The organism is Shewanella sp. ENK2, from assembly GCF_043568515.1.
Classification (GTDB): domain Bacteria; phylum Pseudomonadota; class Gammaproteobacteria; order Enterobacterales; family Shewanellaceae; genus Shewanella; species Shewanella japonica.
This window is the reverse complement of record NZ_CP171406.1, coordinates 192,134-217,815: the sequence shown is the minus strand read 5'-3', so window position 1 is coordinate 217,815 and position 25,682 is coordinate 192,134. Positions and strand designations below refer to the sequence as shown.

Annotated in this window: 26 protein-coding genes and 1 pseudogene; 15 read left to right on the top strand and 12 right to left on the bottom strand. The window is 40.3% G+C overall.

Translation table 11 applies throughout. The features are described from left to right. Window positions 1-140: 140 nt before the first annotated feature. From ACGEDC_RS01040 to ACGEDC_RS01030, 3 genes are all read left to right on the top strand, one after another. The gene (locus ACGEDC_RS01040) at window positions 141-593 is read left to right on the top strand and encodes a hypothetical protein (RefSeq protein ID WP_055026103.1); all 453 of its coding nucleotides are present in this window, start codon (window positions 141-143) and stop codon (window positions 591-593) included. Continuing rightward, a complete protein-coding gene (locus ACGEDC_RS01035) occupies window positions 593-1,579 on the top strand; it encodes an HlyD family secretion protein (RefSeq protein WP_394495913.1) in 987 nt (328 codons plus the stop codon). Before ACGEDC_RS01040 ends, ACGEDC_RS01035 begins: the two co-directional genes overlap by 1 nt. A gap of 174 nt (window positions 1,580-1,753) precedes the next feature. Next, a complete protein-coding gene (locus ACGEDC_RS01030; protein ID WP_225442077.1) occupies window positions 1,754-2,251 on the top strand; it encodes a hypothetical protein in 498 nt (165 codons plus the stop codon). A gap of 342 nt (window positions 2,252-2,593) precedes the next feature. On the opposite strand, the gene ACGEDC_RS01025 is transcribed toward ACGEDC_RS01030, so the two are convergent. After that, the gene (locus tag ACGEDC_RS01025; RefSeq protein ID WP_394495910.1) at window positions 2,594-3,892 is read right to left on the bottom strand and encodes an alpha/beta fold hydrolase; all 1,299 of its coding nucleotides are present in this window, start codon (window positions 3,890-3,892) and stop codon (window positions 2,594-2,596) included. A 330-nt stretch (window positions 3,893-4,222) separates the two neighbouring features. Between ACGEDC_RS01025 and ACGEDC_RS01020 the strand changes: the two genes are divergently transcribed. The 5 genes from ACGEDC_RS01020 to ACGEDC_RS01000 all read left to right on the top strand — a co-directional run bounded on the left by ACGEDC_RS01020 (window position 4,223) and on the right by ACGEDC_RS01000 (window position 9,617). Further along, entirely contained in the window at window positions 4,223-4,867 is a 645-nt protein-coding gene (locus ACGEDC_RS01020; protein ID WP_055026099.1) for an MBL fold metallo-hydrolase, read from the top strand. 336 nt (window positions 4,868-5,203) lie between these two features. Beyond that, window positions 5,204-6,229, top strand: coding sequence for an XdhC family protein (locus ACGEDC_RS01015; protein WP_394495907.1), 1,026 nt, complete (start codon window positions 5,204-5,206; stop codon window positions 6,227-6,229). Next, window positions 6,229-6,885 carry a nucleotidyltransferase family protein gene (locus tag ACGEDC_RS01010; RefSeq protein ID WP_394495905.1) on the top strand — a complete coding sequence of 219 codons (657 nt, stop codon included), beginning with the start codon at window positions 6,229-6,231 and terminating at the stop codon, window positions 6,883-6,885. The genes ACGEDC_RS01015 and ACGEDC_RS01010 overlap by 1 nt, the downstream gene beginning before the upstream one ends. Before the next feature lie 3 nt (window positions 6,886-6,888). Next, window positions 6,889-7,356 (top strand): (2Fe-2S)-binding protein, encoded by a 468-nt coding sequence (locus ACGEDC_RS01005; RefSeq protein WP_055026096.1) that lies wholly within the window; start codon window positions 6,889-6,891, stop codon window positions 7,354-7,356. A gap of 2 nt (window positions 7,357-7,358) precedes the next feature. Then, window positions 7,359-9,617, top strand: coding sequence for a xanthine dehydrogenase family protein molybdopterin-binding subunit (locus ACGEDC_RS01000; RefSeq protein WP_394495902.1), 2,259 nt, complete (start codon window positions 7,359-7,361; stop codon window positions 9,615-9,617). Between the two features lie 123 nt (window positions 9,618-9,740). Here the strand turns inward: ACGEDC_RS01000 and ACGEDC_RS00995 are convergent, their stop codons facing one another. Then, window positions 9,741-10,697: an integron integrase gene (locus tag ACGEDC_RS00995; RefSeq protein WP_394495900.1), complete on the bottom strand. Its 957-nt coding sequence runs from the start codon at window positions 10,695-10,697 to the stop codon at window positions 9,741-9,743. A gap of 626 nt (window positions 10,698-11,323) precedes the next feature. Here ACGEDC_RS00995 and ACGEDC_RS00990 point away from each other — a divergent pair. From ACGEDC_RS00990 to ACGEDC_RS00980, 3 genes are all read left to right on the top strand, one after another. Then, window positions 11,324-11,797 carry a hypothetical protein gene (locus tag ACGEDC_RS00990; RefSeq protein ID WP_394495898.1) on the top strand — a complete coding sequence of 158 codons (474 nt, stop codon included), beginning with the start codon at window positions 11,324-11,326 and terminating at the stop codon, window positions 11,795-11,797. A 203-nt stretch (window positions 11,798-12,000) separates the two neighbouring features. Next, the gene (locus ACGEDC_RS00985; RefSeq protein ID WP_394495896.1) at window positions 12,001-12,663 is read left to right on the top strand and encodes a hypothetical protein; all 663 of its coding nucleotides are present in this window, start codon (window positions 12,001-12,003) and stop codon (window positions 12,661-12,663) included. A gap of 200 nt (window positions 12,664-12,863) precedes the next feature. Next, the gene (locus tag ACGEDC_RS00980) at window positions 12,864-13,499 is read left to right on the top strand and encodes a DUF6058 family natural product biosynthesis protein (RefSeq protein ID WP_394495894.1); all 636 of its coding nucleotides are present in this window, start codon (window positions 12,864-12,866) and stop codon (window positions 13,497-13,499) included. 28 nt (window positions 13,500-13,527) lie between these two features. On the opposite strand, the pseudogene ACGEDC_RS00975 reads toward ACGEDC_RS00980, so the two are convergent. Next, window positions 13,528-14,492 (bottom strand): annotated as a pseudogene (locus tag ACGEDC_RS00975) (IS110 family transposase). Between the two features lie 337 nt (window positions 14,493-14,829). Here ACGEDC_RS00975 and ACGEDC_RS00970 point away from each other — a divergent pair. The 3 genes from ACGEDC_RS00970 (at window position 14,830) to ACGEDC_RS00960 (ending at window position 16,786) form a co-directional block, all read left to right on the top strand. Further along, window positions 14,830-15,825, top strand: coding sequence for a threonine ammonia-lyase (locus ACGEDC_RS00970; protein ID WP_394495892.1), 996 nt, complete (start codon window positions 14,830-14,832; stop codon window positions 15,823-15,825). 118 nt (window positions 15,826-15,943) lie between these two features. Further along, entirely contained in the window at window positions 15,944-16,336 is a 393-nt protein-coding gene (locus ACGEDC_RS00965; protein ID WP_394495890.1) for a T6SS effector amidase Tae4 family protein, read from the top strand. A gap of 96 nt (window positions 16,337-16,432) precedes the next feature. Further along, window positions 16,433-16,786, top strand: a complete 354-nt coding sequence (locus ACGEDC_RS00960; RefSeq protein WP_394495888.1) for a hypothetical protein — start codon at window positions 16,433-16,435, stop codon at window positions 16,784-16,786. Between the two features lie 365 nt (window positions 16,787-17,151). Here ACGEDC_RS00960 and ACGEDC_RS00955 read toward each other — a convergent pair whose 3' ends face one another. Next, a complete protein-coding gene (locus ACGEDC_RS00955) occupies window positions 17,152-18,156 on the bottom strand; it encodes an IS110 family transposase (protein ID WP_394498200.1) in 1,005 nt (334 codons plus the stop codon). Window positions 18,157-18,302: 146 nt separating this feature from the next. Here ACGEDC_RS00955 and ACGEDC_RS00950 point away from each other — a divergent pair, with 146 nt between their 5' ends. After that, complete coding sequence (locus tag ACGEDC_RS00950) at window positions 18,303-18,788, top strand: hypothetical protein (RefSeq protein ID WP_394495886.1); 486 nt, start codon at window positions 18,303-18,305, stop codon at window positions 18,786-18,788. A 212-nt stretch (window positions 18,789-19,000) separates the two neighbouring features. Here the strand turns inward: ACGEDC_RS00950 and ACGEDC_RS00945 are convergent, their stop codons facing one another. The 8 genes from ACGEDC_RS00945 to trpCF all read right to left on the bottom strand — a co-directional run bounded on the left by ACGEDC_RS00945 (window position 19,001) and on the right by trpCF (window position 25,681). After that, the gene (locus ACGEDC_RS00945; protein ID WP_394495884.1) at window positions 19,001-19,651 is read right to left on the bottom strand and encodes an amino acid ABC transporter; all 651 of its coding nucleotides are present in this window, start codon (window positions 19,649-19,651) and stop codon (window positions 19,001-19,003) included. 415 nt (window positions 19,652-20,066) lie between these two features. Next, window positions 20,067-20,876, bottom strand: a complete 810-nt coding sequence (xthA, locus tag ACGEDC_RS00940; protein ID WP_394495882.1) for an exodeoxyribonuclease III — start codon at window positions 20,874-20,876, stop codon at window positions 20,067-20,069. Further along, a complete protein-coding gene (locus tag ACGEDC_RS00935) occupies window positions 20,876-21,175 on the bottom strand; it encodes a YciI family protein (RefSeq protein ID WP_394495880.1) in 300 nt (99 codons plus the stop codon). The genes xthA and ACGEDC_RS00935 overlap by 1 nt, the downstream gene beginning before the upstream one ends. Window positions 21,176-21,191: 16 nt before the next feature. Continuing rightward, window positions 21,192-21,737 carry a septation protein A gene (locus ACGEDC_RS00930; protein WP_394495878.1) on the bottom strand — a complete coding sequence of 182 codons (546 nt, stop codon included), beginning with the start codon at window positions 21,735-21,737 and terminating at the stop codon, window positions 21,192-21,194. A gap of 31 nt (window positions 21,738-21,768) precedes the next feature. Continuing rightward, complete coding sequence (locus ACGEDC_RS00925; protein WP_394495876.1) at window positions 21,769-21,966, bottom strand: hypothetical protein; 198 nt, start codon at window positions 21,964-21,966, stop codon at window positions 21,769-21,771. Window positions 21,967-22,074: 108 nt separating this feature from the next. Continuing rightward, window positions 22,075-22,884, bottom strand: a complete 810-nt coding sequence (trpA, locus tag ACGEDC_RS00920) for a tryptophan synthase subunit alpha (protein ID WP_394495874.1) — start codon at window positions 22,882-22,884, stop codon at window positions 22,075-22,077. Between the two features lie 9 nt (window positions 22,885-22,893). Further along, window positions 22,894-24,099 carry a tryptophan synthase subunit beta gene (gene trpB, locus ACGEDC_RS00915; RefSeq protein ID WP_394495872.1) on the bottom strand — a complete coding sequence of 402 codons (1,206 nt, stop codon included), beginning with the start codon at window positions 24,097-24,099 and terminating at the stop codon, window positions 22,894-22,896. 97 nt (window positions 24,100-24,196) lie between these two features. Then, window positions 24,197-25,681 carry a bifunctional indole-3-glycerol-phosphate synthase TrpC/phosphoribosylanthranilate isomerase TrpF gene (gene trpCF, locus ACGEDC_RS00910; RefSeq protein WP_394495870.1) on the bottom strand — a complete coding sequence of 495 codons (1,485 nt, stop codon included), beginning with the start codon at window positions 25,679-25,681 and terminating at the stop codon, window positions 24,197-24,199. Window position 25,682: the final 1 nt, after the last annotated feature.

Genomic DNA, 25,682 nt, shown 5'->3' with positions numbered 1-25,682 from the left:
GCGCTTTTTTTGCTCCAATGTATTACGACCGATTTTATCCAGTAAAAAATTGTGGCGCATAATGGTAAGTTTAGCACGCGTGCACTCCCTATAATTTCTGCCATACCCGATGATTCATTCACATTACGTTAAGGCAGGTTATGACAGATACAGTTACTACAACGCATCCTAACACTCAGTCAGCTAACGGCTTTTTTGCTCGTCATAAAGCTAAGTTTTTTATCTTATTGGCATTAATCACAGTGGCTCTTGGTTCGGTATTTTTGGCCAGTGGCTTTACTGTCCATCATCAAGATATTCCAGCTGATTACTGGACAACAACATCAGCACTTAAAGACAAGTTCTTAGACACTGAAGTCTTTATTGGCGCATTAACAATGATGTTAATAGTGACAATTTGCTTAGCGATTTGGGGGTATTGGAAATTGCACTCACTGCCTAAAAAATATGCGGCACATACAGGGCAAGCCAAGTTAGTGTTCTGGCTATGTACGATCGGCTTTTTTTATAACGAGTTATGGATAGCGGCCATCCTTATCGTGGTGACAGATTGGAAGAAAATTTCTGCAGTAATAAAAGCGAGACAAGCATAATGAAAGAATTACTTTACCCATACATTTTAATTTGCTGGATTTTAATAAAAACCGGTTTAGTGAAAAAAACCACTGCTAACTACATTTCAATGGTAGTGGTAGGTGTACTTATTAACCTTGCTGTGTTTTTTGCGCATCGCTTTTATTCACCAGTCGACTTAACTGACTCATCGGTTGTTCGGGCGCAAACGGCAGTGTTAAGCCCAATTACAGAGTCGATTGACCAATATTATGTGCAGCATAATCAGAAGGTTAAAAAAGATCAGTTGCTTTATACATTGGTCAACAATGAAGAAACGAATAACTTGCGCAAAATAGAGGCTGAAATTAACAGTTTAAATACTGAAATCAGCCAAACTGAGCAAGATTTAGCTAGATTAACGCAAGTTGAACACGTAGTTGCTAAGCGCGATATTGACCAGTATCAGTCAAGACTGAATGCTTTGAAATTTGATCGAGAGTCTTTAGTTGCTCAAAAACAACAAGTGGAATTCGAAGCAAGCCAACTTGAAATCAGAGCTCCATTTGATGGTGCAGTCACCCGCCTTGATACCGCTGCAGGGTCAAGGGTTGGTAACATCCAACTGTGGAATACTGAAACAAAAATTTTAGAAATGCGTATTCCAGATCAGCTATGGAGCAGAGTCAAACAAGGTCAATTTACAGAGTTTTATGTCGATGCGTATCCAGGCCATATTTTTAGAGGACGAGTCCATTCTGTGTCATTGGCAACAGGTGAAGCACGAGGCAGTCATAGTAGCCAAGAGCAAGGCGTAGCACAGCAGTTAGTGAGTAACGCTAAAAATATTGGCCGCACAGTGCTAATTGAGTTTACTGATCCAGAGGGCATTGAAATTCCAATAGGCGCCCGAGGGTCTGCTTGGATATCAACTGAGAAACCTTTTTCGTTACTTGGACCGATTGACATGTTAGGCGCAGCAACCTTAAGACTAAAAGCCATGAAGAGTTATTTTGGCGCATTCTAATCATCATTAAGACTGAAAGCTATGAAGAGTTACTTTGGCGCATTCTAATCAGCTTCGAGTTTGCAGTAAAAAGAAACCAATATAGCCCAATATAAACGGAATTTTAGATTGAAAATTGTTGTCAACTTGTTAGGGTGATGTAAGTGGTGTTATTTGATTAAATATTAGAGGTTTATGATGTCTGAAGAGCAAACAACTTTAGCAAGACCCTTACATGGTTTTAATAGTCCTCAACGGTACTTCGTGGGTTACACTCTCGCCGTTTTAGTCGATTTAACGGTATTGAACCTACTTGATGAGTTTTGGCAACACATTAACGTGTCATCATTTTCGATTTCATTACTTGTGGCTATTTTGCTGCAATTATTACTTAAGCTCACTATTGCTTTTGAACATAAGTTAGCTGATTACTTTAAAAGTAAACCAGGAACTGCACCAAAAGTTTATCGCGCTTTAAGCACTTGGGCGATTTTGTTCTTTTCAAAAATAATCATGCTTGAAGCAATTAACTTAGCATTTGGTGATGCCATTACCTTTACGGGGCCTGTTGATGGCTTGGTTGCGTTCTTTGTTCTGGTCTTTGGTATTTTGATTGCTGAATTTATTGTGTCAAAAATATACTTTTCATTGCGTGATAAGCCGAGTGACAACGAATTAGAGACCACTGCATAAAGAGCGATATTGCCTAGGTAAAATCAACTTAGTTGATTTGATAACTGATGACAGCTAGATAAGGTATTTTCTGATTAGCCAAAGCAAGCTGAGTTTGCTTTGGCTTTTTTATTTGTGTTTACAGTGCAAGGTTAATCCAACCTATTGCTTTATAATCTTTATTTTTAAATTCAATAAATTGAAGGCAAAAAAATGAGTAAGCTCATTAAGAACCTACTCATAAAATTCACTAGTTCACAACATAAAGGGCGGAACAGGTTTGAGTATGGATGCACTTACTTAACTGAAGATTAATTTAGCGTTCAATAGTGTGATCTGACGCTGCTTTCAGCTTAAAAGTATTTATCTCAGGCTCTTAGAGCGATTTAATGAAATCAATTTATCTAGAATGTGCTCGCCATCGATGCGGATCCCATTATGCTCATATTCCGAAGTCACCCAATACTGTAAGTTATCGACTAATGCCGCTGTTTCAAGGCTGTAGTTCATATCAACGTACATATCTTCGCTATAAATAGCTGCAGCTACCGGCACCGTATTTTGCATCAAAATATCGACGTCATATAAATTAGTCCAATCAGATTTAGCTGCAACAGCATCAGCTAAGTCTTTAAGAGGCTTAAGCTGATTAAATTGTTCAAACATCCATGGATATATCATTTCACCAGTAAAGAGTAATCGTTGACCTTTTTGATAGTTAAATTGCTGAAATTGTTCTCGCACACGATGTGCTGACCAATTTGCGCCACGTTGATGGAACTGCTGGCAATAGATTGATTCATGCATTAAAGCAAAAATTGGATTGGTGTTAAAATCTAACAATTGGCAAAATTGATGCAAGAATAAAGGGTTTATTTGTTTACCGTTTGCGGTGTCGATTAAGGCTTGTTCCAACAAGTAATAAACTGCTTCAGGCCCTTGTTCCATACCAAGGTTAACGCCTAATAACTGCAACATCTCAACCGTTAACTGCTCACCCGTGGCTAATATAACGTTGTTGTTTTCAATAAATTCAGCTAATTCGGCAGTCAGTTTGGCAGCGTCACCGAAGCGGCGATAAAAATCATTGTTCTTTTTAATCACTCGCTTATAAGTGGCTTGGTAGACATCGTCAGCTTGGCGCGTTAATGAAGGAATGCCGCCAGTAATATAGGCTTCTTTAATTGAATCTGGCGCCGCTGATAAATATTGCAGCACACAGAAACCACCAAAACTTTGGCCTAAAATACTCCATTGGGTATTGTTAGTTAGCTGCAATCGAATCGTTTCAGCATCCCGAATAATATTGTCGGCGCGAAACTGGCTGACATATTCAACTTGTGCTTCAGGGGATAAATGGCTCAGGGTGACATGATTTAATAAGGTTGATAAGCCAGTGCCACGCTGATCGAGTAAAATAACACGAAACTCTTGCAATGCACGTTTAATCCAGCCGCTGTTTTCAACAGGTCTTACAGCGCCAAAGCCCGGCCCACCTTGAAAATAAACCAAATAAGGTAAGTCTTTATGCTGGTTTTCAGTGCTAACAATTTCACGGGCGAATACAGTAATTTTCTCGCCTTCAGGTTGTTGATAATTTAAGGGAACCGAGAAAAAATGTTTCTTTGAAACAATACCTGAAAGTATGCTATCCATTTGCATGCTGTACCTGTGAATAAAGGCTAGAGAAAGGTAGTATTGTAGAAAGCTTAACTATCAATCACAATCAAAAACTGAGGGTATATTAGTAATTTACCTTTCGCTTTTACTGATTTATGTTTGTTATCATTTACAGCGTTTTTAACTTGTTGATTATTTGACCTTTTAATCGCTTTTCACGTGTTAATAACCGAGTGATTTAATTCAAGTGGCTTTTGAATATCATTTTTCGTCAATTTATTTTGTTGATTGCAAAGATAGATCAAACTTTTTTGCGCCACTTAACGCATAATAGCGACAAAGCAAACGCCTGCTAAAGTGAGGATGTAAGACATGAAATACCAAATCATTCCAGTGACCCCGTTCCAGCAAAATTGTAGTGTGATTTGGTGTGAAAAAACCAAACTCGCTGCAGTCGTTGATCCTGGTGGTGACATTGACCGCATCGTCACTGAAGTTGAAAAACTTGGACTCACTTTAGAGAAAATATTATTAACACATGGGCATATTGACCATGTTGGCGGCGCCAAAATGTTATCTAATCAATTAAATATTGATATTGTTGGCCCACATAGTGCCGACAAGTTTTGGTTTGATAATCTAGCTAAACAGAGTCAAAACTTTGGTTTTCCGCATATCGACCCCTTTGAGCCGACACAATACCTCAATGAAGGTGATAAGGTGACAATCGGCGAACAAACCTTATCGGTATTGCATTGTCCCGGCCATACACCTGGCCATATTGTATTTCACTCTGCAGAGTCGCATTTAGCTTGGGTTGGCGATGTGTTATTTAGAAGCTCTATTGGTCGCACTGATTTTCCGCAATCTGACCATAAGCAATTAATTCATTCAATTACTCAAAAGCTTTGGCTATTAGGCGATAAAGTCAGCTTTATTCCGGGCCATGGGCCGATGTCAACATTTGAAGAAGAACGTCAGCATAACCCGTTTGTAGCAGATCAGCTGCTTGGTTAAACCGTTATCAATAATTAATGGGTCATTGATTCAGTTATTGTTACATTTTATTACGCTTTTACTTCTACTTCATAAGCCAGCAAGAGCCCCGTCTTGCTGGTAATACGCCGACTAAATCGTAAACGGTATTTTTATTAGGCGTTACTAATCTTTGCTTTATGCCAATCCTTTGTTAGCTTATACAGACTCGCTTTGCAGTATGCTCATTTTCGTTTGTCTATATCCAATGACTTGAGGTGCAAAGGTCAGTTCGCTTTGGCAGCGTTATGCTGCCAGCTGCCTTTTGAGGTTAGCGCAATAAGTGCGAAAAGGAATTAAAATGATAGGCAAGGATTTATGGCACATCACTTATTATCATTGTTAGATACTTGGGCTGAAAAGCCGCAACTAGATTGGGCATTAGCCATTATTACCTCTGTTGAAGGTTCATCTTACCGTAAGCCTGGGGCAATGATGTTATTCGATCCTTTGGGTAAAACATTAGGAATGCTCAGCGGTGGATGTTTAGAAGCTGATTTACGTCGTCATGCCCAACATGCGATTCAATCACAACAAGTATTGCAACTTACCTATGATGCTACCGATGAAAATGACACCAGCTATCAGTTAGGCTGTGGCGGCATTGTGCACATTATGATGGTTCCTTTACTGGCTGATAACCAATACCTAGGTTTGCATGAGCTACATCAGCAACTCACTGTCGGCCAACAGGGCTATTATCAATTATCACTGAATGACGACGGTTCCCATGCCGCAAATACTCGAGGGAAGTTTATTCCTGCAGTGCAGTTACAATCCTCTTCGTTAACTAAAACAACCCAAATAACAAACGAGCAAGGTGAACTTCTACAAGTGCCAGTTAGAGCACCTTTTCATCTTGGTATTTTTGGTGGTGGATTAGATGCGCAACCATTAGCAGCCATGGCAAATCAGTTAGACTGGAAAGTTACCGTATTTGATAGCCGCACGGCCTATGCAAGAAGTTATGACTTTCCAACTGCCAAAATTAATAAAACCCCATTAACACAATGCCAGCAGAGTGATTTTTCTCACTTAGATGCTGCCGTTGTGATGAACCATAATCTTGAGCTAGATAGCGATGCATTAACGGCGTTACTGCCGACAGCAATCAGATATATTGCATTACTTGGACCTGGTCATCGACGTGACAAAGTGTTTGCCATGGCAGGTTTACGCCCACAAGATTTTAGTGGATTTATCTCAGCACCAGCCGGATTAGCGATTGGTGGCGAGCTACCGAGCTCAGTCGCTTTGAGTATTTTATCTCAGTGTCATGGGGTACTTCATCATCATTTTGCGCAACAAGATGATGTCAGTAGACTTGATAGGGTGATGGACTGATGACTTTTTTGTCTTCTATTCCCAAAATTACCACAGTAATGTTAGCGGCAGGACAAAGCAGCCGATTTGATGGTGCTAAGCTTGCTGCTTTGGTGTCAGGTCCAGAAGTGAACGATCCTGATATCAAGGCTAAAAACCAAAGTTTGCTAGCTCACAGCTTAGATGAACTGACGCAAGCAACTGAGCAGATGGGCATGGATAAACCAGCTGTGATGCTCGGTGGTCATAAAGATACTTTGCTTCCTTTATTACCAAGTAACACTGAGTACCTAGTCAACCCAGATTGGCAGACAGGTATTGGCAGTTCAGTTGCGATGGCGGCGGAATATGCCCAAGCACAACATGCCGATGCTTTATTGCTATCGCTGGCTGATCAAGTTGCTATCACTCATCAACACTATATGAGCCTTTTTCGTGTGTTTTGCCTTTTTGGTCAAACCACAGCAGCGTATTACCAACAAAACCCTGGAGTTCCTGCGATATTTTTGTCTGAAGATTTTCAACAACTACAACAATTACCAGGTGATGCTGGTGCTAAAAAATTATTATTACAACATTTATCAAATCAAAGCTTGGCAGTACTACCGTTAGAGCAAGCTGCCATTGATATTGATACTAAAGCCGATCTTAATTGGTGGTTGGCTAACAAGGAGTAAGTGATGTCACAAGAGATGCAAACACTTGAAATTAATGGAAAGAGCTTCACCTTAGATGCAGATCCGAATATGCCGATATTGTGGGCACTACGAGATATCTTAGGATTAACTGGTACTAAATATGGGTGCGGTGCCGGTCTATGTGGGGCTTGTACTGTGCATGTTGATGGTAAACCTGTTCGCGGTTGTTTAACCAGCATTAAGCAGGCCGCAGGTAAGTCTGTAACGACCATTGAAGGACTTGAAGCTGACAAGTTAAAAGCGGCATGGGAGAAACACAATGTGCCGCAATGTGGTTATTGCCAAGCTGGGCAACTGATGTCTGCTGCTGCATTACTTAGTACCACAGCCAAACCTTCTGACGCTCAAATCGATGATGCGATGTCAGGCAACATTTGTCGCTGCGGCACTTATCCCCGTATTAAAGCTGCGATCAATACCGCTGCAGACAATAGTAAAGTGGAGGCATAACCATGACCACATTTACCGCAGTAGAGAATATTAGTCGCCGTAATGTGTTAAAGCTGTTTGGTGCAGTAGGAGGCGGTTTAGCATTAGGGGCATCAGGTTTAGCTTGGAGCCCTATGGCTATCGCTCAAGGTGCTATTGCACAAGGCAAACAAGCGCAATTAAATATCTTCATCGCCATTGGTGAAGACAATAAAGTATATTTAACCTGTCATCGCTCCGAAATGGGACAAGGAATTAGAACTGGCGTACCGCAAGTATTAGCTGATGAATTAGAAGCGGATTGGGATCAAATAGTTGTCGTACAAGGCCTGGCAGATGAAGAGTTTGGTAGTCAAAACACCGATGGCAGCCGCAGTATTCGAAAGCATTATCAAAGAATGCGCCAAATGGGCGCAACAGCAAGAAGTATGCTAGAGCAAGCTGCCGCTAACCAATGGCAAGTCTCCCCATCAGATGTGTATGCAAAAGCGGGTAAAGTGCATCACAAAACCAATGGTAAAAGCTTATCATTTGGTGAGCTCGCGATTACAGCGTCCGCTTTGCCAACACCCGCACTTGATAGTGTCACATTAAAGCCTGCGTCGAAATTTACCCATATCGGAAAATCGCCCACGATTGTTGATATGGACGATATGCTTAACGGCCAAGCTGAATATGGTTTTGATGTCAAAGTAGCAGGAATGGTGCACGCCTCAATTACTCGCCCGCCAGTATTAGGTAGTGATGTGGCTACTTTAGATGATAGCGCCGCCCGTCAAGTCGCTGGGGTGTTGGATGTGATTCAAATCCCGATATCAAAAGGTGCACCGTTATTTCAGCCATTAGGGGGCGTTGCCGTTATCGCAACCAATAGCTGGAGTGCGCTGCAAGGACGAAAAGCCTTAAACATCACATGGACAGAATCAGCAAACAGCCAATATGACTCGGATGCCGATTTAGCAGAGCTTGTTAAACGGGTCGGTGAGCCTGGAGCTGTGATTCGACAGTTAGGTGACTCAGTGACCGATTGGAGCGATGATAATAGCTTGTCAGCGGTTTATACCGTGCCGTATTTAACTCATGCCATGATGGAGCCGCCAGCGGCTGCGGCATCTGTCACCGAAGACGGCTGTGAGTTGTGGGCATCGACACAAACGCCGCAAAGTACTCAAAAGAATGTCGCTGGCGTTTTAGGCTTAAAAGATGAACAAGTTAAAGTGAATGTCACTTTACTCGGTGGTGGTTTTGGCCGTAAATCAAAACCTGACTTTAGCGCCGAGGCCGCGTGGTTATCACAAAAAATCGCCAAACCTGTAAAGCTGTTATGGAGCCGTGAAGATGAAATTCAAAACGGGTATTACCATGCGATTAGTGCGCAGCATTATCAAGCTAAGTTAGATGGCAATAACGCCCCAACGGCGTTACTTGCCCGTACAGGTTTTCCATCAATTAGCTCAACCTTTGCAGAAGGCGTCGATATGCCATCAGCAGGGGAGTTAGATCTTGGTTTTTCGGATATGCCGTTTAACTTAAGCCAAATTCAATTGGAATCAGTCAAAGCTACTGCGCATTCCCGTATCGGTTGGATGCGTTCAGTGTGTAATATTCAGCATGGTTTTGGTGTCGGCAGCTTTGTCGATGAACTTGCTGTTAATGCAGGTAAACCCTGTATTAGCATGTGGCGTGAGCTATTGGGCAAACCGCGACAAGAAAAGCTTGAAAACCAACTGGTTAAATACGGAAACTATGGTGAGACGCTAGAGGACTTCCCCATTGATATTGGCCGCTATTTAGATGTGATTGATGCCGTTGAAAAGGCTATGGCTAAACAGCCTAAAATCAAAGCTAATCAAGGCTGGGGTTTTGCCGTGCATCGCAGCTTCGTCAGTTATGTTGCTGTCGCCACATTAGTTGAAATGGATGGCGATAAGCTAAAGGTTCTGAAGAGTATCGCCGCCATTGATGCAGGCACAGTGGTGAACCCTGATAGAGTGCACTCGCAAACGGAAGGCGCGATCATATTTGGGTTAAGCCTCGCAATGATGGGCGAAATTAGTTACAAAGACGGTAAAGTTGAGCAGTCAAATTTCCATAACTATCCGCTGCTACGCATCGGTCAGTCACCAGAAATTGAAACCATTATTGTTGAGTCAGATGCCAAACCTGCAGGCGTAGGTGAACCCGGCGTGCCGCCAGTGGCACCGAGTTTAACCAATGCAATATTTGCCGCCTCAGGTAAACGTTATCGCGATTTACCACTGAGTAAAGTGTTGAAGATGTAGCTTAATTCTAGAGAATGATATCAATGCCCAAGTTAGCAATAGCTTGGGCATTTTTTGGAAAATAATTAGGTGGGAGGTAAATGAAATGGGTGATTTTAGGTCGTTACTTATCTACCTAATAGCCTATCTATCAACAGGACTTACCGTATGGCTAAAGCGACTTCCAATAACGTGGGTGTATAACTCAGTTGTTTTTAGATCTGTATGGCCTAATAGCTCTTGAACAGTTCTAATATCTGTACCTTGAAGTAATAATTGAGTGGCAAATGTGTGCCTAAAGGTATGTGCTTTGACTTGTTTTTCTACCTTAGCATTCATTACAGCTTTTCTAAGCTGTTTTCTAAAGGATGTTTCATGAATGTGATGTCGACAAATATACCCATCATAGGGGTGAGTACATCGAGTAGAGGAGGGAAATAAATACTGCCATGAAATATCTTTAGCTGCACTTCCATACTTTCTCAATAAAGCTGGAGGTAGAGAAGTTAACCCAAACCCTTGAGACAAATCTTGCGAGTGTTTGGTTTTCACTTGGCTAATTTGTTCTGATATATGAAGTTTCAATGTTTTAGGCAATAGTGTGTAACGGTCTTTCTTACCTTTACCTCTATAAATGAACAGAGTGTTATCGTCTAAATTAATGTCTTTTATTCTTAGTTGTAGTGCTTCATTTATTCTTAGCCCACAACCATATAAAAGTGATGCTACAAGCCAATATTTGCCAGCTAATTGAGAGATGATTAGTTTGGCTTCATCATGAGTAAGTACCGTTGGCATTGCCTTTTCGCGTTTAGTGAATGAATACCTTAAGTCGACAATTTCTCTTTGAACAATATATCTATATAAAAAAATGATGGCGCATAATGCTTGATTTTGAGATGAGCCACTAACTTGTTTATTGACAGCTAAGTGATTTAAAAACCTCTCAATCTCTTGGTTTCCCATGATATTCGGATGTCTCTTATCGTTAAATATAATAAATGCCTTAATCCAAAATAAGTAAACCTTCTCAGTTTTTATACTGTAGCGTCGAGTACGTAATTCTTTTCTAACAGATTCAATAAATGGCGACGAAGACATAAATCCCTTACTGGTATAGTGCTGTATGTATATACAGTTATATGTCAATATTGCTTAAATGCAAACTTTGCTTCTCGTTATGTAAATAACCAAATTCTCATTTTAAATTTTTATCACATATTAAGTATATGAAAATAAAAAGAATTTTTATCATAATTGTTTACATAACGACCCCAAATAATTCTCGGTTAACTCAATTCTCGCTTTTATCCATAGTTAAGCTGGTTGATTTAGTTAATGGTGGCTGTTAAGTTATTAAAATTATTAATAAATAAAGCTTTATGCGATTAAAGTTTGGTAAAGCTCCCAAGAGTGTTTATCGGAATTCTCGCTAATAAGCTGTTAGCGGTTTCTCTCGGATTGAGTATGATTATTCAGAATAACGAAGAAAAAATTGAAAGTTTTAATCAATTTCTTAACGAAAAATTAAGAAATATTTGCTCAATTGAGTCAGATGATAGCCGACTATTTAAAAAATATTATTCGTCACTTTTCTTGATTCTTTAGCAGCTTCAGTTTTTCCTAATAGAGGCAATAAAGATCGCTTTATTGCTTTAATCGACCGATTTTCTAATTGGGACAAACGAAATGATATTTGTTTACTGCATTTAGCTAAGTTTTGCTCTTTGAATTCAGATCCTGCATTAGAAAAAATCAGATTATATTCCCATGAACAAGTTGAGCTTCTATTAAGTAAAAAAGATGGGAAAGGCTGTATTACCTTAGAACAGCTACCAAACTCTAATGAAGTAAAAGACTATTGGTCACAGCCAACTAAAAATTCAAAAATCGAATATCAACTTGATGATTTTAAATATTCAGCCTTACTTTACAAACTTAGAAACTCACTTGTACATCAATTTCAATCTAAAGGTACTGAGTTAGGCGTATATCTTCCTCAGGAGCCGTTTTATCAAGTTATAAATAAATTTACCGATAGTGATGGGTTCCAGCCAACAAAAGTTGAATTGGTTTATCCTACTAAGTTTATCGAGAACCTTTGCATTACGACTTTAAGTAATGTGATGGAATATTTAAAAAGGGCAATATTAACCCTTTTCCTCACTATTATTCGGGTGAATATTGGCTTGAGGGCTTAAACCGCTAACAAGTCACTTAAAAGGACAAATAACAGTTGGTTTTTGCTCCTTCGTCGCGTATTTTAACCAACTATTATTTGCCTCTTAGTGAGGCGTTATATTTCAAATTAACATCATGCAACTCATCATGTTTCTATTGGAAACGTGTTTTTTAAAATGACATCTGGTAAAATTTGATATTTACTCAGTTTCGGCTTTTTACGATGTACAGATTATTATTGTTATTATCTTTTATACTTATCGCACCAAGTGTATCAGCAAAGTTGACCATTGATGCAAGTAGTGGTTGGCATTTACATGTTCGTGATCAATATGAGCAGGGTACCGTTCAAGTTTCTTATAATTGCCACGCAATTTATTCATACGATAGACTTGTCGAAAATGTGCGGTTTTATGGTAGTAACTTTAGTAAGTTTTCATTCGAAGAGTCTATTGCACGTTACCGAGATACAGCATCGTTCGATGATTTTATGAACTCTAAATATGTGTCTTTGTATGATTACGACGACAAATTTAAGGGAAAAATCGATCTAGTACCGATCCAAAACTTAATCAAGTCTGAGTCTCTTGAAATAGAGAGATGTAAAAACAAGTATCACTCTCAAATGGCTGAGATCGAGCAAAGAGAATTGCTTGAGAAACTAGGTATTGCAGCATCAGTGATTGGTGGATTAATCGCAATATTCTTTGCAATAAAGTTTTTTGTACGGAAGTTCAAAGTTGCAAAAGAAAAGTCAAAACGAGCTCTAGTCGTAGCATCTAACTCAATGAAGCATCGAAAAGAAAAAGAAGTTATAAAAAATGCTGCGCTTGATGAAGCAACGCGAATATCTGTTAGAGAGGCTGCAAAAAAGAAAGATTCGTAATGAGTACAGAAATATAACAAAGCATTTAAGAGTGATTCCCAACGCTTGGCATTTTTCATTCCATCGTTGGGTTTTGTGTTTATGGTGGTATGGTTTGGGTTTCGTGGTTGCGTTGCTCACACCTTAATGCTGCGTTAGCATGCACAAGCTGAATTCACGTTCCAAGTGCACAACTTTTAAGCTATGGAGATTCAAAGTAAGTGGAATTAATCAAATATCTAAATAAATATTTTTTTACTCAGCAAGAACTTCTTGATATTACAAAAATCACAGAACAAGACTTATTGAAATATCAAGAAGATGGACTGATGCCCAAATGCTCTTATAAGTTGAGCCTAAATATTAAAAGTGATTCATTTTTCGGCTTGCACGATGATGAACAAGAAATTGAATATTACGCCAAAGGTTATTCTTCTTGGTTAGCTATAATTCAATCACTTAATTCAACAGAAGCGATTTATTCAGTATTTGCTAACCGTTATAAAGTTGCTATCGAACGCCTTAAAGAGCAAGGATATTATTCAACCAATTCTAAAGTCACCTCAGAACTTAATGAACATATTAAAGAAGAATGGAGCCATTTTTTAAATGGAATTTATGGTTTATGTACTAAATCGGGATTACCAGAGGATATAGCTGCTAAGGAGTTATCAATTCTCGTAATAAATGAGTTGTCAGAGCATAATGAGTTAACTCCTGAGCAACTTAATAAGCTAACTCTAGCTGTTGATCTCTTAGATTCAGCTAGTTCATTATTTGCACCACACGAAAGGCTCAAAAGCTCTCGTCATCGTTTGGTAAATGAAGTTCGTCGTAAATATCAGTTAAAAAGCTAACAAGAGACTATGGCGTCAATAGCTAATTTCAAGCTTTTGGCGCTTCCCACATCACACCATCTCTTAGCATTGAATTAAGCGTCACGACCATCTTTCTAATACAGGCAATAATAGCTACTTTCTTTGGTTTTCCGGCTGCGACTAAGCGTTGGTAAGTTTCTTTAAAAACAGGGTTTGATTGTATGGCTGACATCATTGCCATATACAAAACAGTCCTGACCTGATGCCGTCCACCTTGAATTTTTCGTTGGCCTTTGAAGCGACCACTTTCTTTATTCATTGGTGCAACACCAACTAATGAACTCGCTTCTTTATTATTAATATATCCAAGTTCAGGCAGGTTACTGATGATTGAAGCAGCGGCGATTTTACCTATTCCTTTCATGCTTTGTAGAATGATATTTTTGGCTTGGCTGATTTATTACGAGAGGCTGGGTTGGACTCGATGAGTTTAACTATTTTTGCTTCTATCTTTTCTATCTGATTTTTAAATACAGTTAAGATAGGTTTGATGGTCATCGCAAGCTCTTTCGGCAGAATTTGCAGCCTGTTCTTCTCCATCGTTTGCATTGCCATAATTTGATTACGTCTTGAGACTAAATCGCTCATAGCCTGCATGATGTCAGGCTTTAAAGTAGATAGCTTAGGCTTAATCGCATCGCCATAGTGGGCGATGAGCTGCGCATCGAGCTTGTCTGTTTTAGCTTTTTGACCAATGGCACCTGCAAAGCGTTTTATGTGTATTGGGTTCGCAATAACGAAGGGAAGGTTTGCTTCAGCGCAGGCCATAATAAATGGCATTTCTAAGCGACCTGTTGCTTCAATAACGATACGTTCAGGATGGTGTTTCTTGATTAAGTTAACAGCTTCTTTAATTCCTTTCTCATCGTTTTTGACGGTGAAAAAGATATCGAGTGGTCGAATATATATATCGAGCTGAAACTTACCCGTATCGACACCGATGTTAATGTTTTGATTAGTTTTTGAATTCATAATAAGCTAACTCTTGCTTGCAAATGCGGGTTCGAGACCCAGTAGACTATTCGAGTGTTTTGCTTGGAGTCCTTTGTCGCGTTCTTTCTTGTTATCGGTCTCTCAATAGAGGAACCATCGCTCAATCGAACTACGACAAGGAAAGCTTTAGTTGCAGCTAAAGCCTGGGTCTCACATTACCCGAAACAGGGAAGTATTTGTAAATTAGGTGGGTTTATTATCCATACAAGCGGTTTATGGATGGGACGTCTTAATGTTTGGCTGGCGCTCATTCTTCGCTAATTTTAGCCAAGCATTATCCGCCCCATAACCGGGCGTTAAATTACAAGGAGGTATCGTGGAAAGTTTAAAGGAATATCCTATCTCACTTCATGAGATATATAAGGCTAAAAAGGTGGTTTCAGCATACATGAAGCCATCACCTCTAATTAAGTATGATGGTTTATCCCGATTACTTGGTTGTGAGGTTTACGTGAAGCATGAGAATCAAAACATTACGGGAAGTTTCAAAATCAGAGGTGGTATAAATATTATGTCACATCTCAAAAAAGCTAAAGTGAATGGTGTTGTTACGTTTTCAACAGGTAATCATGGCTTATCTGTTGCCACGTCAGCAAAACTATTTGATATGCCAGCAATTGTAGTAGTGCCAATTGGCTCTAACCCTGTGAAAATTGAGTTGATAAAACGTGCAGGTGCTGAAGTCATTGAAGCTGGTGAAAACTTCGATGAGGCGGCTAAGGTTGTGGCTGATATTAATGAAACGAAAGGTTATTACTACATTCACCCTGCTAATGAACCCCTTGTAGTAAATGGTGTTGGTACTGAGTTTCTTGAAATTATCGAAGATATTCCAGACGTTGATGTTGTAATTTTACCGTTAGGTGGTGGTAGTGAAGTTGCTTCAGGGATTAGTGTTTTAAAATCAATATCACCTCAAATTAGCGTCTACGCTGTTCAAGCTGAGCTATCGTCAGCTGCTTATCAGTCATGGAGTAGTAAAAAAATTATTGAAAGCAGTAATCAAACCTTTGCAGGTGGCTTTGCTACTGGAACAGCTTATGACACTACATTTAATATTTATCGTGACAAATTAGATGACTTTGTCCTTCTTTCAGAGCAAGAAATTTTACAAGGCATAGCTTTAGCAGCTCATCACACGAAAAACTTAGTGGAGGGCGCTGGAAGTTCAACAATTATGGCTGCATGGAAGTTAAGGGAACAATTGGCAGGCAAAAAAGTGGTGCTTCAATTTAGTGGCTCTAATGCATCACCTGATGAGCTAGAAAAAGCTTGTGAGTTGTCTAGCTTCCGTGATGGAAAAGTAATTTAACAAACGCTTTAAACGGAACAAAAACAGTTGGCTGTTTCGCTATCGCTCACCATTTTAGCCAACTATTTCCGTCCGCTTAAGCGGGCGTTATAATTCACACAAACTTAAGGAGTAAGTTTTGAATAAATTACCAGAATGGAATACGTTACAATCTCATTATCCCGCACTTCCTGCACCAGTTGTCTTCAAACAAATCGGTGGTAAAGTTGAGCTTAATTTTGATATGGGAATCTTTGGAAATGCTTGTGCTACAAGGGTCTCTAAAGCTCTAAACATGTCAGGGGGAACACATTTAATTCCTTTTTATAAAGCAGTTGGCCCAAATGGAAAGTATGAAGGTCAAGTATCATCCGGCAAAAATAAACATTGGTATATTTTCAGAGTTAAAATTTTAAACAAATATTTAACAGAAAAATATGGCAAGCCTGAGGTTTATTCACCTGCTGAGCATACAAATAAACTGAATGGCCGTAAGGGGATCGTTATTTATGAGGTGCATGGTTGGTTCTGATGCTACAGGTCATGCTGACCTTTGGGATGGAACAAAATGTGTATATAAAGGTTACGGCAGTGTTTCACATAAAGTACTTTTTTGGGAAGCATCATAATGAAGTACATAAATTTAATTGCTGCTTTTAGTATGATCTTAAGTCTTTCTTCTTGTGCCACAAAGCAAATTAAGGGTGAAGATGATCTAATTAAGTTTGCTAAATCAAACTGTTTTTTTTGGTATTTTAAATCACAGGGTATAGATACCACCGAGATTCGAAAGGTCACTACAGGTGTTGTTGAAATGAGTACATACTCAGCTGATAAGTTTCAAAAAGTAGCTTTTTTAGTAAAGGGGTACTCTCCTGACGTCTCGACTAAGAATAATGTTAACAAGGAACTATCTAAGTGTTTTACTTTAGGAACTGATAAAGACTTTATTAGTAAGCTACATGCGATAAGTGAATTATAACAAGGCGTTCAAACGGAAAAATTACAGTTGGCTCGCGCTCCGCGCAGTTTAGCCTAACTGTAATTTTTCGCTTAGATTGGCTACATGGACTCCCCTTTGTCAAGCAATAGTAATCCGACAACAACAGTGGATCTGACAGCAGCTCTACATTCGGCGTTTGTTTAGCTTGCTGCCTAAACAGCTTTTGGCTATAGCCCTGATGATTTGCGCTTGAGCAAAGATCTCATTCGTTAAACAGTATTACTGACTTTTTCAAGCAAGATGTACTTCCCAACTAACCAGATTCAATTACTCTCGGTCTGACCGTGTTATCGTCAATTGCTAATGCGTCGACTCGGTGGGGTTAACCGTTTTGGTTAAACCTTTTACGTTTTTACATAGTTAACTTGGTATTCTTGACCTGACTGGAGCAGAGACCAAATTAATCGTGCATTTTTAGCCGCTAAAGCGACTACGGCTCGTTTAAAACCTCTTCGTTCAATAATGGCTTTAATCCATAAACTGGTTCTATCCATTTTATTAGTACAGTTTGCGATGACAGCGCGAGCAGCATGTATTAAGGAGGTGCGGATATGCTTCTCACCGCGTTTACTTATTCTGCCTAACGTAGGCTTTCCGCCTGTTGAATACTGCTTAGGTACCAAGCCTATCCACGCTGCAAATTGGCGACTAGTTGAAAAGTGTTTTGCATCGCTGACTGTGGCTACAACTGCTGTAGCAGTGACTTCGCCGATGCCTGGAATAGTCATTAATCGCTTGGCATCTTTCATTTGATTAGCAAGGGCATAAAGCTTTCTATCAGATTTCAATATGTCTTGATTTTGTAATTTGATGCTTTGCCATAGGTCATCGAGTAATTGGCGTGCTAAAGCAGGTAAAGCGTTGTTAGTATCTTCAAGAATGCCAACAATGTGTTTTTGAGCGGGATAACGGCCTTTAGGCATAATAATACCGAACTCAGATAATAGACCACGAAGCCGATTAATCATGGCTGTACGGTCTTTGATTTGACCTTGCCTAATGCGGTGTAGACATAGCACGGCTTGTTGTTCTTCGCTTTTAATGCTGACAAAGCGTGTTTTAGGTCTTGTAACTGCTTCACAAATTGCTTCAGCGTCATTGGCATCGTTCTTTTCACTTTGGCGATAAGGGATAACAAATTTAGATGCCATGATACGTACATCGTGACCGTATTTAGTAAATTCCCTTGCCCAATAATGCGCACCAGAACAAGCTTCCATTCCAATGATACAAGGTGGAATGTTAGCGATTTTCTCTAATAACTTGTTTCTTTTAACTGTTTGCTTTAGTTTGGTTTTACCGTATTCGTCTACACCATGAATGCTAAAAACTAATTTGGCGCTTTTGATTTAATAAAGAGTGATGCCAATTGCTTTAATTAAGGACATATGGACTCTCCTTGATTGAATATTTGCACTTTCAATATGGCACATAGCGGCCAATTGGTAAGGGGAGTCCATATCATTCGTTAGCTGCATTCAAATTGGAGTATATTTTGAGGTTTGCAATATTATCATTACTATTCGTTAGTAGCCTTTCCTATTCAGGTTCTTTCATTCCACTACTTGATACATTTGTAGTTGATTCAAAAGAAATTATCGCAGCAGAAAAACCAACATTCGTAGTTAAGACAATTCAAAGAGGTACTGACGATGGTAATTCCTATTCGACATCAGATGCGGGTATTCTCACTTTAAAATTACAGAATATGCCGGCGAAAAAGCAAGGTTATAAATTTGAAGTCAGTGAAGGATACTTTGAAGATAGTTTATTTACTGGCGAAGTTGTAACACCTTCTGAATACGTAGAAAATAAAAAGGATTTTTCATTTATTTGGTTCGATGGAAACAGCTACGAACAAGAGGCTTTTAACATTAAAGTTAAAATTATTGGTGTTTCTGCATCAGGAGCTGAAAGCGAACCTCAGTTTTTAACAGTTAAACATGATGGTATTAAAAAGCCATGGTGGCGTATTTGGTAAATAAATCTAACATGAAACTATGGCGTAAATAGCTACTTTCTTTGGTTTTTCTAGCAGCAACGAAACGTTGCTAGCCTCAATCCTTGAATGAAAGCTGCGTTTGCTTTTGAGGCGCCGCTTTTGTTATTCATTTTGGCACTGCACCAACTACCAACTATTTATAAAGACATTTAATTTTTGAATAGTTTCAATATCAGCCCCTAGTTTAAAGTTTACTTCGTTAATTCAGTCACCTTGTAATAGCTCCGCTCCGCATTGAGCAAAATATCTTGATATAAGTTGGTTTGTTTTAATTGCGAAATAGCCTCATTGACTAGCATAGCGGTATGGGGATCATGGCAAGCAATATAGCGAGGCGCTTGGTCGAATAATTTGACCTTAGTGACTTCAAAAGGTGCTTTGATTCGCTCGTCGATTTGATTGCGATAATAGTCGAAAATCCGTTGTTCAAGAATGATAGCTTGAATACGCTCACTGAATAGCATCAAGATTTGGTTTTTTTGACTGGCAATTTCATGATAACTCTTATGTGTTTTCGATAACTCTGAAAACTCTGCCCCTAAGTATTGATTGGCATTTTGAAACCCAACCAAAGAGTAGTTTTTAAGGTCTTGAATCGTGTCTATTTTAAGCTTGTTTTTAGAAAGAAAATAAACACTGTTTTGATACTCTAATAAGCTTTGGGTTAAAAATAATCCGTCGCTATTTGAAGGGGAGTTGATAATGCAGTCGACTTTTTGGGTTTTGACTAATCGCAAAGCCCTGAGGTTGGTCGCAAAGGTAATTTCTCCAAGCTGCAAACTGCTCGTAGTTAAAGCCGCATCTAATAAGTCATATTGCAGGCCGCTTTTTCTTATCAACAAAAAAGTAGGGTTCGATGCTATTACTGGTGGTAAAGTGGATGGCTTTTTCTTCAGATGCGAGAATGGGCTGACTTGTAAATATAAGCGTCACATAGATGAATAAGCTAACAAATACATGCTTAGTTTTTGAGGCTTTGGGGTATTTGATATGCTTCAACTTATAAAGTCCTTTTATAGTTGTGGCTCCATTCACAGCTAAACTAGCTATATAACCACTTCCTAATGTAAAACATAATAGCATAAATACTATTTGCATAGGTTTAGCCAATCAACCTTACAAGATAGGGAAGTGCGTGAAAATATACTCTGAGAGGTATTCTGTCTCGCCTCAAAACAAAAAGCCTAACGGATTAACGTTAGGCTTTTGGGGTTTGCAGCTCATATCGAGCTGTCACTCTCAACTAATTACTCATTTCTAGTCAGAGAAGGTGCTCCAAATCGGCGCATGATCAGATGGCTTTTCAATGCCACGTAAATCGTAATCTACGTCTGATTCAGTCAGGCGTGGTAATAATGACTTGGTTATCATCACCACATCAATACGCAGGCCGCGGTTATCGACAAAACCTTTACTGCGGTAGTCAAACCACGAGTAACGTTCAGTGCGCTCAGGGTGTAATTCACGGAAGCTATCGACTAAGCCCCAGTCTTTTAGACGCTGCAGCCATTCACGCTCTTCTGGCTGAAAGCTACATTTACCGGTTTTAAGCCAGCGCTTAGCGTTCACATCACCAATACCAATGTCTAAATCCACTGGTGAGATGTTGATGTCACCAATAATGGCGATGTCTTCATCTGGGGTGTGGTTGTCAGCCAGGTGCTGCATTAGGTCTTGGTAGAACTTACGCTTAGCTGGGTATTTGGTTTCATGGTTGATGTTTTCACCTTGTGGGAAATAGCCATTCATCACGGTAATGACGCGGCCATTTGCTTGGGTGAATTTACCCATGATCATTCGGCGCTGTGCATCTTCAGCATCATCTTTAAAACCTTTGATGATTTCGATTGGTTCAGCTTTTGACAGCATAGCAACGCCGTAATGGGCTTTGCCGCCATGGTAATGCACGTGATAACCCATAGCTTCAACGTCTGCTACTGGAAATGCTTCGTCGTGAACCTTAGTTTCTTGCAAACCGATAACGTCAGGTTGGTGGCTGTCGATAAGTGCTTGCAGTTGATGTAAGCGCGCGCGAATACCATTGATGTTGAATGAGACAATTTTCATTAGACAAGTACTCGCTTAAATGGCTTAACAATCACACTAGCGTATACGCCAGCATCGATGTATGGGTCTTGGTCTGCCCATGCTTGCGCGGCAATTAATGACTCAAACTCGGCAACTACAAGTGAACCGGTAAACCCTGCTTCTGCTGGGTTTTCGTTATCAATCGCTGGGTGTGGACCTGCAACCAATAAGCGGCCTTCAGCGGCTAAGGCTTCTAACCTTGCTAAATGAGCAGGGCGGGCACTCAAGCGTTTTTCTAGACTGTTTTCAACATCTTGTGACGAAATCATGTACCACATAGATAGGTTCCTTGAATTATTTTATTTGTTCCGATTCATCATGTTCCATATGTTTATACAGGTACATAACGGTAATAACAGTATTCACTAGGGTAAGGGCGGTTAAACCAAATACTTTAAAGTTTACCCAGGTTTCTAACGGCATGCTAAAGGCGATATAGATGTTGCCTAAACCACAAGCAACAAAGAAGGCGACCCAATACCAAGTGACATTAGCCCAAACTTTGTCAGGGCATTTCATCTCTTTACCCAGCATGCTTTTAAGGATTGGCTTGCCAATCAATTGGCTAACTAGCAGCGCGATAGCAAAGAAGGCATAAACAATGGTGACTTTCCATTTGATAAAGGCATCGTCATGGAAGATAAGCGTTAAGGTACCGAAAAATGTCACCATTGCAAAAGTGATGAGGTGCATTTTTTCAACTTGCTTGTACAGAATATAAGTGACGATTAATTGCACCGCTGTGGCGGCAATTAATGCACCTGTGGCGGTATAAATGTCGTAAAACTTGTATATGGCAAAAAAGATGACCAATGGAAGAAAATCGAGCAATTGTTTCATATGATGCGACAGCCTAAATAAAAAAGTCAATTTACTGATTAATAGCCATTCTTGCCTTATTGAGCTTGGCTTGGGTATTAATCATGATGGAAATAGTAGGCTCAGAGTCTAGCATGGCAGCTAGGTTGATATGAAGGGCAGTAGAGGCTTGTTTATTGGATTTAGTCGTAATAAGGGTTAATAAAAATTCATAAAGGCGATAACAAAATGCCACTCGAATGAGTGGCATTGATAGTCTTAAATCAAGCTTAATAATGAGCGGTATAACCCACTATTTTATTCGCTATTTTTGAGCGGCTCTTAAAACTGGTACTTATAAGCCGTTACTTAAAAGCTGTTATTTAAACGTCGCCGCTTTCATGTTGCGGGTAAACTCAGCTAGCGCGCTAAGTAAGGCTTTTTCATCGTCTTTATTGCGCTCGATGATTTTAACCACTGCAGAGCCTGAAATTGCACCTGCTGCCCCCGCTTTAATGGCTTCGCTTACTTGTTGTGGTTCGGCGATACCAAAACCTAATAACGGAGGCGGCGCATTAAACTCGGCAAGCTTGGCAAGGATTTCATTAATTGGCTGACCTGCTTTTGACTCCGTACCTGTTACACCTGCACGTGACAACAAGTAGGTATAACCTTGGCCATGCTCACTCACCATTTTTAAGGTGTCGCTGTCCGCATTCGGCGGCGCAATGAAGATTGGAGCAACCCCATGTTTATGCGCTGCTTCGCTAAATGGCGCAGACTCTTCAACAGGCACATCAGCAATCAATACTGAATCTACACCCGCTTGTTTGGCTTTTGCATAAAACTCATGAACGCCATTGGCGAACACTAGGTTAGCATAAAGCAATAAGCCAATAGGCATCTCAGGGTATAATTCACGTACTTGTGAAAGCAGCGAGAAACAATCGGCAACTGTGGTGCCAGAATCTAACGCACGTAAGTTAGCACCTTGAATAACAGGGCCATCAGCTAGTGGATCTGAAAACGGGAAGCCAAGTTCAAGGGCATCTGCGCCATTATCCACTAGGGTTTTAATGATCTTTAAAGATAGGCCAACACTTGGGTCGCCTAAGGTGACAAACGGTACAAATGCACCTTGTTGTTTTTGCGCTAATTCGTCAAAAGCGGCTTGATAACGAGTAGTCATAATAAGTCCTTATTTCGCCGCTTCTGCTGACGCTTGTTGTTCTAAGATGTCAGAGACGGTAAAGATATCTTTATCGCCACGCCCTGATAAGTTAACCACCAGAATTGTTTCTTTAGTGGCTTCTTTTGCCATTTTCACTGCATAAGCAATGGCATGGGCAGATTCAAGCGCAGGAATAATCCCTTCTGAGCGAGCAAGCAGTTGGAAGCACTCTAAGGCTTCATCATCGGTTGCTGATTCATATCGTGCGCGACCAGTGGCATTAAGGTAAGCATGCTGCGGGCCAACAGACGGAAAATCAAGACCCGCTGACACAGAATATGACTCTTCAATTTGACCGTCGCTATCTTGCATCAATGGCGCTTTCATACCAAAGAATATACCCGTTTTACCGTGCTTAAGCGGTGCGCCGTGCATTGGCGTATCAATGCCTTTACCTGAAGGTTCAACGCCGATAAGTTCAACCTCTTTTTCATCGATGAAATCAGCAAACATACCAATAGCGTTTGAACCACCACCAACACATGCGATAACCGCATCTGGTAAGCGGCCTTCTTTTTCAAGAATTTGCTTTTTAGTTTCTTCACCAATCATGCGTTGAAATTCACGCACTATTGTCGGAAATGGATGCGGCCCAGCGGCTGTGCCAAGCAGGTAATGCGCTTTGTCATAACTTGCTGACCAGTCACGCATGGCTTCGTTACAGGCATCTTTCAGTGTGGCAGAACCTGATGTAACAGGGATCACTTCAGCGCCCATTAGCTTCATTCTGAATACGTTTGGCGATTGACGCTCTACATCTTTGGCGCCCATGTAAACCTTACATTTAAGGTCTAGCAGTGCACAGGCTAGTGCCGTTGCAACGCCGTGCTGTCCAGCGCCTGTTTCAGCAATGATTTCTTTTTTGCCCATACGCTTAGCCAGCAATGCTTGACCTAACACTTGGTTAGTTTTGTGCGCGCCACCATGGAGTAAATCTTCACGTTTTAGATAGATTTTAACCATAGGGTTAGGGCTTAAGTTACGGGTTAAGGTTAATGCGGTAGGGCGACCGGCATAGTTTTTCAGTAACTCAGTAAATTCTTTTTGAAACTCAGGATCTTCTTGGGCGTCAACAAATGCGGTTTCTAGCTGCTTTAACGCTGGAACTAAAATTTGCGGTACATACATGCCGCCATATTCGCCAAAATAAGGGTCAAGCTTAAGCTTTGTCATTGGGTCTTCCTTATCAAATTTAGGTGAAATATCCATATTGGCTATTTCGTAATATTGTTAACTGTTTGATGCCAGGGCTACTTCTGAGCCATGGTGATTAATTTTTTCTGATTGCGGCAAATGCCAAAGCAACTTTTTGCGCATCTTTAATGCCTGGTGCTGACTCAACACCAGAGTTGAGATCTAATCCGTAAAAACCTTGCTGGTTAGCATCAAATGCGTTTTCAGGTGTTAGCCCACCTGCAAGCATGCTGTTTTCTCGTTCTGAAGAAGTCATAGCAGAAGTGTCGAGTAACGATTGCCAGTTAAAGGTTTCGCCTGTGCCGCCAAATCCAGTGATATTTTTGCTATCGAAAAGGAATCGATCGCAGCCTTGTGGCTTATCGCCTAATGCATTATTGGCGCTTACAGAATTAGCGTCGGCTGCAGTATCGACGCTGACCGCTTTCCAGATTTGGCAATCAAGTTCAGCTTCAGCCAGTAACTGTTTTAGCTCGCTAATGTCTTCACTGGTTTCGCTGCCATGAAGCTGCACTACAGCTAAACCAACAGCCTTAACGGTTGCTACGATTTCTGGGTTAGGCTTGTTGACGAATACACCAACAAAGTTCAAACTTGTTTTCGCTTCTGATTCTGTTAGTGCTTGTCGGCTTTGCTCAACTAATGAAGCTGCTTGCTCAACAGTTACGCTACGAGGTGATTTAGGGTGGAAGATTAATCCACCGAACACTGCGCCAGCTTGGGTGACGGTTTTGATGTCTTCAAGACGGGTTAAACCGCACACTTTGTTATTGCCAAAAATGAGCTGTCGACAGGCAAGGTCAATATTGTCTTGCGCCATGATAGAGCTGCCAACAAGGTAACCGTCTACCAATGGATTGAGTCGTTTCACTTGTTGGTTGGTATAGATACCTGACTCGCTAATAATGACTCTATCGTTAGGTATTTGCGGTGCTAAAGCTTCAGTGGTGGCTAAATCGGTACTTAAATCACGTAAGTTACGGTTGTTAATACCTACAATCCGCGCATTAAGATCAATGGCACGTTCAAGTTCTGCTTGGTTACTGACTTCGGTTAAGGCATCTAAATTGTATTTAGCCGCCTCTGCAGACAGTAATTTGTATTGCTCATCATCAAGGACAGACAGCATCAACAATACAGCATCGGCGCCTTGATGGGCTGCCAGTTTGATTTGATATGGGTCGACAAAGAAGTCTTTACACAAGATAGGCTGAGAGACTCGAGCCCGCACAAGTGGAATGTAATCAATATCGCCTTGAAAGAACTGCTCGTCAGTTAACACAGAAATCCCAGCAGCGTACTTACCATAAATATCAGCGATGGCTTCGACATCAAAATCTGGGCGAATAAGCCCTTTTGATGGGCTGGCTTTTTTGCATTCAAAAATGTATCCCGCATTAGGGGCTTTAAGGGCGTCAAATAGACTGCGGTCTGATATTTTAGGCTGCAGAGTCGCTTCTGGGTAACGCTGCTTTAATGAAGCAATATGCGCGACTTTAGTATCAACAATTTTGGTTAATACATTGGATTCTTTCGCTGTGCGATTAGCAACTTCAGGCATG

Bases quoted from the DNA above. Each gene is read 5' to 3' on its own strand.
- ACGEDC_RS01040 (WP_055026103.1), top strand. From the start codon at position 141: ATGACAGATACAGTTACTACAACGCATCCTAACACTCAGTCAGCTAAC.
- ACGEDC_RS01035 (WP_394495913.1), top strand. From the start codon at position 593: ATGAAAGAATTACTTTACCCATACATTTTAATTTGCTGGATTTTAATA.
- ACGEDC_RS01030 (WP_225442077.1), top strand. From the start codon at position 1,754: ATGATGTCTGAAGAGCAAACAACTTTAGCAAGACCCTTACATGGTTTT.
- ACGEDC_RS01025 (WP_394495910.1), bottom strand. From the start codon at position 3,892: ATGCAAATGGATAGCATACTTTCAGGTATTGTTTCAAAGAAACATTTT.
- ACGEDC_RS01020 (WP_055026099.1), top strand. From the start codon at position 4,223: ATGAAATACCAAATCATTCCAGTGACCCCGTTCCAGCAAAATTGTAGT.
- ACGEDC_RS01015 (WP_394495907.1), top strand. From the start codon at position 5,204: ATGGCACATCACTTATTATCATTGTTAGATACTTGGGCTGAAAAGCCG.
- ACGEDC_RS01010 (WP_394495905.1), top strand. From the start codon at position 6,229: ATGACTTTTTTGTCTTCTATTCCCAAAATTACCACAGTAATGTTAGCG.
- ACGEDC_RS01005 (WP_055026096.1), top strand. From the start codon at position 6,889: ATGTCACAAGAGATGCAAACACTTGAAATTAATGGAAAGAGCTTCACC.
- ACGEDC_RS01000 (WP_394495902.1), top strand. From the start codon at position 7,359: ATGACCACATTTACCGCAGTAGAGAATATTAGTCGCCGTAATGTGTTA.
- ACGEDC_RS00995 (WP_394495900.1), bottom strand. From the start codon at position 10,697: ATGTCTTCGTCGCCATTTATTGAATCTGTTAGAAAAGAATTACGTACT.
- ACGEDC_RS00985 (WP_394495896.1), top strand. From the start codon at position 12,001: ATGTACAGATTATTATTGTTATTATCTTTTATACTTATCGCACCAAGT.
- ACGEDC_RS00960 (WP_394495888.1), top strand. From the start codon at position 16,433: ATGAAGTACATAAATTTAATTGCTGCTTTTAGTATGATCTTAAGTCTT.
- xthA (WP_394495882.1), bottom strand. From the start codon at position 20,876: ATGAAAATTGTCTCATTCAACATCAATGGTATTCGCGCGCGCTTACAT.
- ACGEDC_RS00935 (WP_394495880.1), bottom strand. From the start codon at position 21,175: ATGTGGTACATGATTTCGTCACAAGATGTTGAAAACAGTCTAGAAAAA.
- ACGEDC_RS00930 (WP_394495878.1), bottom strand. From the start codon at position 21,737: ATGAAACAATTGCTCGATTTTCTTCCATTGGTCATCTTTTTTGCCATA.
- ACGEDC_RS00925 (WP_394495876.1), bottom strand. From the start codon at position 21,966: ATGCCACTCATTCGAGTGGCATTTTGTTATCGCCTTTATGAATTTTTA.
- trpA (WP_394495874.1), bottom strand. From the start codon at position 22,884: ATGACTACTCGTTATCAAGCCGCTTTTGACGAATTAGCGCAAAAACAA.
- trpB (WP_394495872.1), bottom strand. From the start codon at position 24,099: ATGACAAAGCTTAAGCTTGACCCTTATTTTGGCGAATATGGCGGCATG.
- trpCF (WP_394495870.1), bottom strand. From the start codon at position 25,681: ATGCCTGAAGTTGCTAATCGCACAGCGAAAGAATCCAATGTATTAACC.